This is a genomic window from Agromyces sp. GL_144 (assembly GCF_057834305.1).
On sequence record NZ_CM174399.1, the window covers coordinates 186098 to 198845 of the forward strand.

Sequence of the window (12748 nt, forward strand, 5' to 3'; positions counted from 1 at the left end):
AGACGCTGCGAGTGCGCCATGAGACCGGCCCCGAGGCATCCGCTCGGTCGGCGGGCACGCATAGGGTGGAACGCATGACCGACGTCTCGCTCACCTCCGGCATCGCGCACGACGAACTCGACGAGGCGGTGCGTCCGCAAGACGACCTGTTCCGTCACGTCAACGGCAAGTGGATCGAACGCACCGAGATCCCGGCCGACAAGGCCCGGTTCGGCTCCTTCATCGAGCTGCACGAAGAGGCCGAGCAGGCTGTGCGCGAGATCATCGAGGAGTCGCAGCAGGCCGAGCCCGGCACCGAGGCGCGCAAGGTCGGCGACCTGTATGCGAGCTTCCTCAACGAGGAGCGGGCGAACATGCTGGGCGCGACGCCCATCGCGGGGCAACTCGTCGAGGTCTCGCTCATCGCCGACGTGCCGACGTTCCTCGACACGCTCGGCCGGCTCGAGCGCCAGGGCGTCGCGGGGCTGCTGCAGCTCTTCGTCGACAACGACCCCGGCGACCCCGAGCGCTACCTCGTCTTCTTCGAGCAGGGCGGCATCGGACTGCCCGACGAGAGCTACTTCCGCGAAGAGCGCTTCGCACCGATCCGCGAGGCGTACCGCGCACACCTCGAGCGCATGTTCGGCCTCGCCAGGCTCGACGACCCCGCGGCGCGTGCGCAGCGGGTCTTCGACCTCGAGACCGAGATCGCGGCCGCGCACTGGAGCAACGTCGAGACGCGCGACAGCGAGAAGACGTACAACCTCGTCAGCTGGGCGGATGCCTCGGCTGCGGCATCCGGTCCGTCGTCGTCCGTCGACCTCGATGTCTGGCGCGACGCCATGGGCGTGCCCGCGAGTGCGTTCGACGAGGTCGTGCTGCGCGAGCCGTCGTTCGTCGAGGCGCTCGGCACGCTCCTCACCACCGACCGTCTCGAGGCCTGGAAGGACTGGCTCGCGTGGCAGGTCATCCGCTCGAGCGCGGCCTACCTCTCGAACGACTTCGTCGAGGCGAACTTCGACTTCTACGGCCGCACGCTCAGCGGCACGCCGCAGCTGCGCGAGCGGTGGAAGCGCAGCGTCTCGCTCGTCGAGGGCGCCATGGGCGAGGCCGTCGGCCGCATCTACGTCGAGCGGCACTTCCCGCCGACCGCGAAGGCCGCCATGGACGACCTCGTCGCCAACCTCGTCGAGGCCTACCGGCAGTCGATCGACGCCCTCGAGTGGATGGGCGACGAGACGCGGGCGAAGGCGCTCGACAAGCTCTCGAAGTTCACGCCGAAGATCGGGTTCCCGGTGAAGTGGCGCGACTACTCCTCGCTCGAGATCTCCGACGACCTCGTCGAGAACGTGCGGGCGACGGCCGAGTTCACCTTCAACCGCGAGCTGGGCAAGATCGGCAAGCCCATCGACCGCGACGAGTGGTTCATGACCCCGCAGACCATCAACGCCTACTACAACCCGGGCTTCAACGAGATCGTGTTCCCCGCGGCCATCCTGCAGTACCCGTTCTTCGACGAGGGGCGCGACGCCGCAGCCAACTACGGCGCCATCGGCGCGGTCATCGGTCACGAGATCGGCCACGGCTTCGACGACCAGGGCTCCAAGTACGACGGCGACGGCCGACTCACCGACTGGTGGACCGAGGCCGACCGTGCCGCCTTCGAGCAGCGAACCAAGGCGCTCATCGCGCAGTACGACGCGCTCGTGCCGGCTCAGTTGGCGGATGCCTCGAGCGACGTCTCCGACGAGGGCGCGGCCGCCGACGGAGCCGACGGAGACGACGCGCCTGCCAACCACGTCAACGGCGCCCTCACGATCGGCGAGAACATCGGCGACCTCGGCGGACTCGCGATCGCCTGGAAGGCCTACGTCATCTCGCTCGGCGGCGAGCAGCCGCCCGTGCTCGACGGCCTCACGGGCGTGCAGCGCTTCTTCCTCTCATGGGCGCAGGCCTGGCAGATGAAGGGACGCGACGAAGAGGTCATCCGCCTGCTGGCGATCGATCCGCATTCGCCGAACGAGTTCCGGTGCAACCAGATCGTGCGCAACATCGACGAGTTCTACACTGGATTCGAAGTGACCCCCGATGACGCACTCTGGCTCGACCCGGCCGAGCGCGTCACCATCTGGTAGCCCCACCCTGCCGACCCGCTTCAGACCCGCATGACCAGCCGCCGAATCATCCGATCCGGCATCACCTGACCCGTCCGCCCCACCCGAGCGTGCCGACCGCCGTGGCCCCGCACGCCGACCAATCCAGAGAGTTCGTGCAAGCACCGTGGTGACGCCGTCGCAGGGATCGGAGCGACGAGCGCGCCATTCAAACGTGCACCGGGGCAAGCACCGGGGCGAAGAGGTCAACGAGAACTTCGCCCGCGGCTTCCTCGCGCTCAGCGAGCTCGCGCTCGCCGGGGTGCAGGTCTCGGCGCGGGCGACCGATCTGGCCACGGGCAAAGAGCTGTTCTCGGTCGACGACCACGTCGTCATGCCGACGGCATCGATCGGCAAGGTGCTGTTGCTCGTCGAGGTCGCGTCGCGGCTCACGGGCACGAGCGCCGAGGCGTTCACGGTGCTCGATCGCGCGCCGCGCGACGCCGTGGGCGACTCGGGCATCTGGCAGCACCTGCAGTCGCCGTCGCTGCCGCTGGCCGACCTGGCCGCGATGATCGGCGCGACGAGCGACAACCTGGCCACGAACGTGCTGCTGCGCCATGTCGGCCTCGAGTCGGTGCGCGCACGCACCGAGGCGCTCGGCCTCACGCGCACGGCGCTGCTCGACCTCGTGCGCGACCACCGTGGTCCCGACGACGCCCCGCAGCTCTCGATCGGTTCCGCGAAAGAACTGACCTGGCTGTTCGCATCGCTCGCGCGCGGCGAGATCGTGAGCCCCGAGGTTTCGCAGCGCGTCATCGGATGGCTCAGCTTGAACTCCGACCTCTCGATGGTCGCCAGCGCGTTCGGCCTCGACCCGCTCGCGCATCGCACACCCGACCACGGCGTGCTGCTCGTGAACAAGACCGGCACCGACGGCGGCGTGCGCAGCGAGGTCGGCGTGCTGCGCGGACCGCGCGCGAGCGTCTCGTACGCGGTCTCGACCTACTTCGCCGACACGGGGCTCTCCTCACGCCTGGCGGTGCTCGACGGCATGCGCCAGCTCGGCATGGACCTGCTCGAGTACGTGCACTGACCGGGCTCCGCGCGCGCCGGGCCCACGCCGTCGCGCGACGGCGTCGTGCTACTCGATCAGCGGGCGGCGCCCCTCGGCGGGCTCGGCGGGCTCGTGGGGCTCCGCGGGTTGCGCGAGTTCAGCGGATTCCGCGACCGCACGGGCGGCGAGCAGCACGATGCCCTCCCGCACCGCGACGACCGTCTCGGGCGCCCGCAGGATGCGGAAGTGCCCGGCGGCCGCGACCCGCACGTTGACCGCGCCGGCGAGTTCGCTTCCCTCGGGCACATGCGGATCGAAGACCCCGAAGATCGACACGATCCGGCCGTTGACGGATGCCGCTGCGGCGAGCCGCACGATCGTCTCGTCGTGCGGACGGAGCGCCCGGATCGTCGGGTCGACGAAGAGCCTCGCGTACCGGGATCCAGCGAACGGCGTGCAGATCGCGACGAGCCCGAGCACCCGCGCCGCGGCGCCCGCACCGGCATCGGCGTCAGCCCCGGTCGCGTCGGCCGCGACGCCGGACATGCCCGAGGCCGCGGCCAGCGCCGCGGCATCCTGGTCCATGAGCACATGCTTGCCGACGAGTCCGCCCTTGCTGTGCGCCACGATCACGCGTCCGGCCGCCGGCGCCGGGACGTCGGCGATCGCCGCAGCCGTTCGCCCGGCGGTCTCCGCGATCGGGATGCGGTTGGTGCCGAGGCCGCGCACGACGCGCACCCGGAACCCGGCCGCGTTCAGCGCGTTGCCGAGCGGTCGCATGAACGTCCAGTGCTCGTAGACGCCGGGCAGCAGCACGACCTCGGGCAGCGCCTCGTCGCCCTCGCGCCACGCCTTCGGCCGTCGGTTGCCGCCGAGCAGCGCGAGCTGCCGCCACCCGGCGTACAGCTCATCGGCCAGCGTCCACCCGATCAGTCTCAGGATGGACGGGCGCTTCGTCGGCGAAGGCCCGGAGCTCTCGGCCGGCCCGGCGCGCCGGGCCGCTCCGGTCTCCCGGGCCACCTCGGCGCCCTCGTCCATCAGTCGATGGTTCCGGATGCCGCGAGCCGGCGCAGCACCTCGGCGCCCGCGGGCGGGCACCGGTCGAGGTCGGCCGTGGTCACCCAGTGCAGGGCGCCGACCTCGGCCGATGCGGCGGGCGAGGCATCCGTCTCGGCCCTGAAGACGCGCATGCGCACGAGGCGGCCGTCGGGTTCGCCGTGCGCCTGCGTCACGACCTCGAAGAGCTCGACGAGGCGGTCGGGGTCGAGCTCGAGGGCGACCTCTTCGAAGGCCTCGCGCGCTGCGGCCTGCGCGGGCGTCTCGCCGGGGTCGATCTTGCCGCCCGGCATGTAGTGCACGTCGCGTCCGCGGGCGGTGACCATGAGCACGCGGCGGTCGCGCACGAGCGCGATCGCGGCGACGAGCAGGTCTGGCAGCGGCATCCGTTCCACCTTATGTCTCAAGTCATGCCGACGGTCGAGCGGCGGAGCGTATCGAGACCTGTGGGGTGCGGGTCTCGATACGGCGCCGGGGGCGCCTACTCGACATTGAAGAATGGTCGTGGTGGTTCTGGGTGGGTCTGACCTGCTACTCGACGGACTCGTTCGCTGATGTCATGCGCTGGATTTGTCGGCCCGTCCGGGATCACCGTTCACGCGGTTCGGAAGGCCGGACCGGGCGTGGGGATGTGACCTAATAGGACCCTGTCCACCGACTCTTCAATGTCTTGTCCGCCCGGCCCGGTGAGGTCATCCAATCGATCACTCGAAAGGAGACACCATCATGGTAGCCACACAGGCTGCGCCCCCACAGGCTCGGATCATCGTCGCCGGCGTCGATACGCACACGCACACTCATCACGTCGCGGTACTCGAGCTGACCGGTGCGCTGCTCGGCGATGCCGAGTTCCCGGCCGACACGGGCGGGTACCAAGCACTCCTGGACTGGGTCAGCGGGTTCGGCGTCATCGACCGGATCGGGATCGAGCTGACCAGCTCCTACGGGGCGGGCCTGTCCCGGCACCTGAGCGCCGCCGGGATCGAGGTCGCCGAGGTCGACACGACGGACAAGGCCACCCGCGCCCGACAGGGCAAGGACGACCGGATCGACGCGATCGCCGCCGCACGGAAAGTCCTCGCGGGGATGGCGGGCACGACACCGAAGGACACCACCGGTGTGGTCGAGTCCATCCGGATGCTGACCCTGGTCCGCGACTCCGCCGTTCGGGCGCGCACGCAAGCGTTGAATCAGCTCAAGGACCTCCGGGTCACCGCGCCCGCACGGCTACGCGAACGCCTCGATGGGATGACCTTGCCAGCCCTGGCACGTGAAGCCGTGAAGTTCCGCCCCGACCCGGCCCGGCTGGCCGAGCCTGAGCAGGCAACCAAACTCGCCATGAAACGCCTCGGCATGCGCATCGATGATCTCCTGACCGAGATCACCGCCGCCGACCGGGACCTGACCGCCCTGGTCGCCGCGACCGCCCCGACCCTGTACGCCAGACCCGGGATCGGGGTGCATACCGCAGCCCGGTTCCTCATCACCGCTGCCGCGAACATCGACCGCATCCCCAGCGATGCCGCGTTCGCGAGACTCTGCGGTGCGGCCCCGGTCCCCGTGTCCTCAGGCCGGACCCACCGCATGCGACTGCACCGCGGCGGGGACCGACAAGCGAACCGGGCACTGCACATGGTCATCATCGGCCGCATGAAACACGACCCAGAAACACGCGCCTACATCCAACGCCGACTCACCGAAGGACTCTCAAAACGCGACACCATACGAGCCCTCAAACGCTACGTCGCCCGCCAAGTCTTCAACGACCTCAAAACCGACCTCACCCCGACTTGACATCCATAGGACCATCCGGCGGGAACGGCTCAGCTGCTCAGCGTGCGCACGAGCGCGACGGCCTCCTTGGGCGAGACCTCGGGCAGGTACGCCCTGCCGATCGCCAGCCCGATCGTCGGCAGTGCGAGCGGGTCGGGGTAGGCCATCGAGATCGTCACGTATTCGGGGTTGAACTTCGCCTTGAAACGGAACAGCGATGAGAACCCGTACGCCGGCTCGAGGGTGCGGCCGAGGAACTCGAGCAGGCGCGACATGACGGTCGGCTCGGGCGATTCCTCGCCGGGCGCGACGGGCTTCGTCGCGAGCGGCGCCCCCGAGAGGCTCAGCACCTCGGCGCCCTCGTCCTTCATGCGCAGCGCGGCCGACGCGATGAGGAACTCCATGATGCCGTTCATGCTGTCGTCGGCCCGGCGCATGAAGTCGATCGTCCAGCCGATGACGGCGCCGTCGCGGTACACCGGCAGCCAGCTCGTCACGGCCTGCAGGCGCCCGTCGGGCGCGACCGCGAGCATGAGGCGCACGTCGGGGTCCTTGAGCTCCTCCATGCCGCCGAGCGTGAAGCCCATCTCGGGCATCTCCTTCTCGGCTACCCACTCCTCGGAGATCGCGGTGATCTCGGCGACGGTCGCGCGCGGCAGCTCGCTCCAGCTCGCCCACACGGTCGTCATGCCCTCCTTGACGCCGCGGTTCAGCGCCTGGCGCACCTTCTGCCACGGCTTGCCCGTGAGCTCGAGGCCGGTCGTTCGCACGACCGTCTCCTCGCCGACCGACATGTGCTGCCAGCCGAGCTCCTCGAAGACCGGCAGGTACTGCGGGTGGACGCTGTAGAAGACCGGCACCCAGCTGTTGCGATCGCAGAAGGCGATGAACTCCCGGATGACGCGATCGGCGTCCTCATCACGGCAGATCGGGTCCGACAGGGTGATGGCGATGCCGTTGATCACGCGGTAGGCGACGGCGGCCTCGACCTCGCTCGAGGTCCAGATGACGTTGCCGGGCCAGGTCGACATGAAGCCGAGCGTTCCGCCGCCGTTGCGCCGGAGCAGTTCGCGCAGGCGCGTGGCATCCGCCCCCGCTCCGACCTCGGTGCGCGTCATGAGCCGAACGCTCGCGACGATGAAGACCACCCAGAAGACGACGCCGACACCCTGCCAGAGCACGCTCGTCAGGTCGTGGCCGGGCACGACGATCGGGTCGACGACCGCGAGCAGGTGCGGCGGCACGAAGCGCTTGAGCGTGTCGACGGCGAGGTCGGCGGGGGTCGCCGACGGCCAGAACTCCTCGATCGTCGCGAGGCCCACGACGAAGTAGACCCCGGCGAGCACGACGAAGGAGCCCGCGACGACGGCGATGAAGCGCCGGTACGCCCGGCGCGGGGAGCGGATGCGGAAGTGGCGGCGCGTCACGATCAGCATCACGAGGAGTCCGATCGGCAGGGCCAGTGCGGCCAGCGCCCAGACGAGGAGCTCGCCGATGTCGAACGCCGTCCAGGTGCCGTCGTCGAGGTCGTTCGTCGTCACGGTCACGTCGAGCGAGGTGCGCGCGAAGAGCAGGATCGCGACGTTGACGACGATCGCGAGCCAGCGCGCGAAGCGTCGACCGCGGTGCAGCCCCCACGAGGCGAGCAGGAGCAGGGCGACGGGCACGAACGAGAGCAGCAGCATCCCGAAGCCCTGCGAGGTGAGGATCGCCAGTTCGCGCAGGCACTCGTCGCTGAGGGCCGCCGCCGAGTCGCCGCAGCGGGCGACGAGGTCGTCGAGCGAGACCGGATCTTCGGCGAAGAGGTACGAGCCGAACGCGAACGGGGTCAGCTCCGATCCGTTGATCAGGGCGACGACGGGGCCGATCGCGGTCACGGCGATGACCGCGGCCACGAGGGTGCGGGTCTCCGCGTGCGAGCTGCGGCGCACCGAGAGCTTCGACGCGTCGCCCGCGAGCAGCGCGCCGAGCAGGTACCCGGCGACCGCCGCGATGAGCCGGTACGCGTTGGAGGAGTCCCCGTCGTAGAGCACGAACGTGAGGATCGCGGCGAGCGTCACGAGGCGGATGCGTCGGCGCCACAGCGCCCCCATGAATGCGGTCGACGCGATGAGCGCCCCGATGACACCCGTGAGCGGGTCGAGCGTGAGGTCGGCCGAGGTGCCCGTCGCCCACCACTCCCCGACCTCGGCGCCGAACCACTGCAGCCAGGTGCCGAGCGCGATGCCGATCACGCCCGTAACCGTGAACGCGACGATCGCGCGCCAGGTGCCCATGCGCCGCTCGGCGACGCCCAGCAGCAGAAGCGCCGCGATGACGCCGAAGACGAGCTGGAACGGGTCCTGGGGGATGAGGAGCGCGGTGACGACGGTCCACCACTGCGCGGCGTCGAACGTCGTGATGACGCCGGCGGCCCAGGCCTCGAGCGTCTGCTCGCTCGCCTGGCCGAGCATCGTGCCCGTGACGGCGGCCGTGACGATGAGCGCGAGCGCGACGGCGATGCTGAACGGGATGCGGCGCACGAACGCGCCGAGGAGTTCGCCCGTGGAACGCAGGCGGCCCTTCGGCTCGACGTCGGCGCCGGCCGTGCCGGTCGTGTTCTCAGCCATCGCCGCTCCAATGCCGTGGAATCGTCGTGTTCTTCTGGGATGAGCTCATCATGCGAACACCGGCAATCGCCAGTCGTACAGCATCGCCAGCACGCGCAGGACGAAGCAGACCGCGAAGCCCACGACCATCGGCCATGGCGCGCGGAGCCCGCGGGCGGCGACGATCCACTGGGCGGCGGCTCCGATGATCGCCGCGCTCGCGTAGAACCCGGTGGTCAGCACGACCGGCGGTTGCGAGAGCAGCAGGTCCCTGACGACCCCGCCTCCCACGCCCGTGATCGTGCCGAGCGCGACGACGACGAATCCGTTCGCCCCCGACGCGAAGGCCTTCTGCGCGCCGGCGGCGACGAACAGCGCCAGCGCGATCGCGTCCAGGGTGCCGAGCACGGCCGGGGCATCCATCGCCAGGGTGCCGAGCGGAATGGCGAGCAGCGCTCCGGCGACCGCCACGATGATGCGCAGGGGCGACCTGAACGCGGCGGGCGGCACGTCGCCGAGCAGCACGTCGCGGATCACGCCGCCGAAGAGCGCGGTCGCGAATCCGACGACGATGACGCCCAGCAGGTCGAGCCCGCCGGCGATGCCGGCCACCGCGCCCTCGAAGCCGAACAGGCCGGTCGCCGCCACGTCGGCCGCCGTGAAGGCCGGGCTGGGCGCTCGGCGGAGGCCGGCCGTCGCCGTTTCGGTCGTCATCGGTGCGTGCCCGTCATGTCGTGAGTTCCGTCACGCGCTCGGGCCGGTCTGCGTGCGTGCCCGTCATGCGTCCGAGTCCGGCTCGGGCGGGGGAGCGAGTCCGAGCCGCGGTGCGAGCAGTGCGACGCCCTCCTCGAGCCCGCCGGTCAGCGCGGTCGCGTCGTGGCTCGCATCGGGCACCTCGAAGTAGGTCGCGTCCATGCCGGCCGCCGTCGCGGCATCCGCGAGCCGCTCGGTGCCCGGGCGGAAGGCGCGGTCGCGCGCGCCGACGGCGAAGACCGCGGCACTGTCGGCGTAGGGAGCCTTCGCCTCCATGATGTTCACGGGCTTGACTGCGTCGTAGGCGGCCTGGTCGCCGCCGAACACGGTCGCGAGCACGTCGGCTGAGTGCTCGACGCCCGCATACTCCGTCGGCGCGACCGCGATGACGTTGCCGAACGCCTCGGGGTACTTCGCGCCGAAGTACGCCGCGCATCCGCCGCCGTTCGAGTAGCCGGCCACGGTCGTGAAGGCCGGGCCCTGCAGCACGTTCAGGTGCAGTCTCGCCCACGGCAGCACGTCCTGCATGACGTAGGTCTCGACCATGCCGAGGTCGGTGTCCAGGCAGAGCGGATCGACCGTCGGATCGCCCAGCTGGTCGATCACGAGCGCGATCGGCGCGAGACCGTCGTGCTCGGCGGCGAACTCGTCGAGCACCTCGCCGATGAAGGTCGCATCGGGTTCGCCGGGCTGACCCATCATCATGATCACGAGCGGCAGGCGCGGCGCATCCTCGACGAGCGCCGCGGGCGGCAGGTACAGCTCGGCCCGTCGCGCGGGAAATCCGGAGGCCTCGTTCGGCACGGCCGGCACCGGGTACCCGATCGCGCCCGTCGCGGGCATGCCCTCGGGCGGCGTCCAGGTCGCGTACAGCGGTTCGGCGGGGTCCGCCGGCGGCGGGTCGGCCTGCGGATCGCGGATGTCGAGCGGCTTCGCCGTCGACACGTCGAGCAGGTCGCCGAGCGTGCGGTCCAGACCGTAGTCCGCGTTGATCGCCAGCAGTGCGGTCGCGGCGAACACCGGGATCGAGAGGAGCGCGATCACCTTGCGCCACCACCTGGAGCGCCACAGGTTCCACACGGCGAGCGTGCAGGCGGCGAACGCGGCCGGAACCCACAGCCACGCGGCATCCGCCACCGGCCCGCCGAACAGGTCGAGCACGTGCACCGACGCCCAGAGCACCGCGCCGCCGACCATGCCGCCGACGAACATGACGACCAGCGCGGTGAGCACCCAGCGGGCGGATGCCTCGCGGCAGAGCAGGTACGCGAACAGCACGCCGGCGATCACGTAGACCGTGATGAGCACGGGGCCCTCGACGATCACGAGATCGAGCACTGCATCGGGCATGCGTCCCCCCGCCCCCGTCCGACGATGGCCACAGCGTACCGGGCGTGCGGGCGCAGCGGCCGGAGCGACGGGCGGCGAGCGGATGTCTCGGTGAACGGCCGGCGCGAGGCTCAACGTAGGATGGTGGCACCGTTTCTTCCGGGCCGATCAGCCCGAATCCCTCGACCATTGGAGCCACCGTGGCCGCCGCCAGCCGTCTCGATTCCGTCATCGCCCTCGCTCAGCACCGGGGCTTCGTCTTCCAGGCGGGCGAGATCTACGGCGGATCCCGATCCGCATGGGACTACGGCCCCCTCGGCGTGGAGCTCAAGGAGAACATCAAGCGCCAGTGGTGGCGCTACATGGTGCAGGGCCGCGACGACGTCGTCGGCCTGGACTCGAGCGTGATCCTGCCCAAGGCGGTGTGGGAGGCATCCGGTCACGTCGACGTCTTCACCGACCCGCTCATCGAGTGCCTCAACTGCCACAAGCGCTACCGCGAAGACCACCTCATCGAGGCGTACGAGGCGAAGAAGGGCCGTGCCCCCGAGAACGGCCTCGCCGACATCGTGTGCGCCAACTGCGGCACCCGCGGCCAGTGGACCGAGCCGCGCGCGTTCTCGGGCCTGCTGAAGACGTACCTCGGCGTGCTCGACGACGAGTCGGGTCTGCACTACCTGCGCCCCGAGACCGCGCAGGGCATCTTCGTGAACTTCGCGAACGTGCTGCAGGCCGCTCGCATGAAGCCCCCGTTCGGCATCGGCCAGATCGGCAAGAGCTTCCGCAACGAGATCACGCCGGGCAACTTCATCTTCCGCACGCGCGAGTTCGAGCAGATGGAGATGGAGTTCTTCGTCGAGCCCGGCACCGACGAGCAGTGGTTCGAGTACTGGCTCGACCAGCGCTGGAACTGGTACGTCGACCTCGGCATCGACCCCGAGAACATCCGCCGGTTCGAGCACGCGCCCGAGAAGCTGTCGCACTACTCCAAGCGCACCGTCGACATCGAGTACCGCTTCGGCTTCACCGGTGGCGAGTGGGGGGAGCTCGAGGGTGTCGCGAACCGCACCGACTTCGACCTGTCGACGCACACCGAGCACTCCGGCAAAGACCTGTCGTTCTTCGACCAGTCCAAGAACGAGCGGTGGACCCCGTACGTCATCGAGCCGGCGGCGGGCCTGACCCGCTCGCTCATGGCGTTCCTCGTCGACGCGTACCACGTCGAGGAGGTGCCGAACGCGAAGGGCGGCGTCGACAGCCGCACCGTGCTGCGGCTCGATCCGCGCCTCGCGCCGGTCAAGGTCGCCGTGCTGCCGCTCTCGCGCAACGAGAAGCTCTCGCCGCTCGCTCGCGAGGTCGCCGCGAACCTGCGCAAGAACTGGAACGTCGACTTCGACGACGCCGGCGCCATCGGTCGCCGTTACCGTCGCCAAGACGAGATCGGCACGCCGTTCTGCATCACCGTCGACTTCGACTCGCTCGACGACGACGCCGTGACCGTGCGCGAGCGCGACTCCATGGCGCAGGAGCGTGTGCCGCTCAGCGAGCTGCAGGCCTACCTGGGCGCTCGGCTCGTCGGCGCGTAGCGCCGGGGCTCGGCGCGCAAGCAGGCAAAGCCGCAGCAGGCAGCAGGCAGCAGCGGTGCAACACGCGGCTGGGCATTCAGGCGACCGCGCGGGGATGTGCCCCTCGCAGAGACCGGTGTGGATGGACGCGACCGGAATGCGATCGGGGTGCCCCTCGATTGCGCCCGAGCCTCGACCGGTTGCGAGCGTGCGCTCGTTGACGACGATTCGCACAGACGGCTTCTGCTTGTTGAGCAGACGGGTCGGGTCGAGGTTCGCTCCCGCCTGCAGCAGGTGCACCATTCCATCGGCCGCCAACTGCTCACGTTTGGTCTTCGCTGCCGAGTAGCGCACATCGCCGTCGATCGGGTCGCCGAAGCCGCGCCGCACCTTCGGCTCGATGAGGCGCGGGTGCGTGAGCTGGTCGAAGACGGCCTTCACGTACATGCCGGTCTCGGCGTCGAGTTCGAATTCGCCGCGGACCATGCCGTCGGGTTTCAGCCAGACCCGCCAGTAGCGCTGCTCGCGCTGGGTCGCCGCCCGTGAGGCGACGCC

10 protein-coding genes are annotated in these 12748 nt (G+C 70.1%); 5 read left to right on the forward strand and 5 right to left on the reverse strand.

Annotated features, from left to right (window positions below; all coding sequences use genetic code 11):
* The first annotated feature begins 74 nt into the window (after positions 1–74).
* Complete coding sequence (locus tag AC3IPY_RS00795; protein WP_489186095.1) at positions 75–2114, forward strand: M13 family metallopeptidase; 2040 nt, start codon at positions 75–77, stop codon at positions 2112–2114.
* Between the two features lie 145 nt (positions 2115–2259).
* Entirely contained in the window at positions 2260–3168 is a 909-nt protein-coding gene (locus AC3IPY_RS00800) for a serine hydrolase (RefSeq protein WP_489186096.1), read from the forward strand.
* A 48-nt stretch (positions 3169–3216) separates the two neighbouring features.
* Here the strand turns inward: AC3IPY_RS00800 and AC3IPY_RS00805 are convergent, their stop codons facing one another.
* On the reverse strand, positions 3217–4167 hold the full coding sequence (locus AC3IPY_RS00805; protein WP_489186097.1) for an esterase/lipase family protein: 951 nt from the start codon (positions 4165–4167) through the stop codon (positions 3217–3219).
* Entirely contained in the window at positions 4167–4571 is a 405-nt protein-coding gene (locus AC3IPY_RS00810) for an NUDIX hydrolase (protein ID WP_489186098.1), read from the reverse strand. Before AC3IPY_RS00810 ends, AC3IPY_RS00805 begins: the two co-directional genes overlap by 1 nt.
* Positions 4572–4911: 340 nt before the next feature.
* Between AC3IPY_RS00810 and AC3IPY_RS00815 the strand changes: the two genes are divergently transcribed.
* On the forward strand, positions 4912–5979 hold the full coding sequence (locus tag AC3IPY_RS00815; RefSeq protein ID WP_489185656.1) for an IS110 family RNA-guided transposase: 1068 nt from the start codon (positions 4912–4914) through the stop codon (positions 5977–5979).
* A gap of 29 nt (positions 5980–6008) precedes the next feature.
* Here the strand turns inward: AC3IPY_RS00815 and AC3IPY_RS00820 are convergent, their stop codons facing one another.
* From AC3IPY_RS00820 to AC3IPY_RS00830, 3 genes are all read right to left on the reverse strand, one after another.
* A complete protein-coding gene (locus AC3IPY_RS00820) occupies positions 6009–8567 on the reverse strand; it encodes a rhomboid family intramembrane serine protease (protein WP_489186099.1) in 2559 nt (852 codons plus the stop codon).
* 48 nt (positions 8568–8615) lie between these two features.
* Positions 8616–9260: a trimeric intracellular cation channel family protein gene (locus AC3IPY_RS00825; protein ID WP_489186100.1), complete on the reverse strand. Its 645-nt coding sequence runs from the start codon at positions 9258–9260 to the stop codon at positions 8616–8618.
* A 63-nt stretch (positions 9261–9323) separates the two neighbouring features.
* Positions 9324–10649: an alpha/beta hydrolase gene (locus AC3IPY_RS00830; RefSeq protein ID WP_489186101.1), complete on the reverse strand. Its 1326-nt coding sequence runs from the start codon at positions 10647–10649 to the stop codon at positions 9324–9326.
* Between the two features lie 179 nt (positions 10650–10828).
* Here AC3IPY_RS00830 and AC3IPY_RS00835 point away from each other — a divergent pair, with 179 nt between their 5' ends.
* Both AC3IPY_RS00835 and AC3IPY_RS00840 read left to right on the forward strand, forming a co-directional pair.
* The gene (locus tag AC3IPY_RS00835; RefSeq protein ID WP_489186102.1) at positions 10829–12214 is read left to right on the forward strand and encodes a glycine--tRNA ligase; all 1386 of its coding nucleotides are present in this window, start codon (positions 10829–10831) and stop codon (positions 12212–12214) included.
* A gap of 117 nt (positions 12215–12331) precedes the next feature.
* On the forward strand, positions 12332–12739 hold the full coding sequence (locus AC3IPY_RS00840; RefSeq protein WP_489186103.1) for a hypothetical protein: 408 nt from the start codon (positions 12332–12334) through the stop codon (positions 12737–12739).
* The last annotated feature ends 9 nt before the right edge of the window (positions 12740–12748 follow it).

Coding starts and splice junctions, on each gene's coding strand:
- AC3IPY_RS00795 (WP_489186095.1), top strand. CDS start 75: ATGACCGACGTCTCGCTCACCTCCGGCATCGCGCACGACGAACTCGAC.
- AC3IPY_RS00830 (WP_489186101.1), bottom strand. CDS start 10,649: ATGCCCGATGCAGTGCTCGATCTCGTGATCGTCGAGGGCCCCGTGCTC.
- AC3IPY_RS00815 (WP_489185656.1), top strand. CDS start 4,912: ATGGTAGCCACACAGGCTGCGCCCCCACAGGCTCGGATCATCGTCGCC.
- AC3IPY_RS00820 (WP_489186099.1), bottom strand. CDS start 8,567: ATGGCTGAGAACACGACCGGCACGGCCGGCGCCGACGTCGAGCCGAAG.
- AC3IPY_RS00805 (WP_489186097.1), bottom strand. CDS start 4,167: ATGGACGAGGGCGCCGAGGTGGCCCGGGAGACCGGAGCGGCCCGGCGC.
- AC3IPY_RS00825 (WP_489186100.1), bottom strand. CDS start 9,260: ATGACGACCGAAACGGCGACGGCCGGCCTCCGCCGAGCGCCCAGCCCG.
- AC3IPY_RS00810 (WP_489186098.1), bottom strand. CDS start 4,571: ATGCCGCTGCCAGACCTGCTCGTCGCCGCGATCGCGCTCGTGCGCGAC.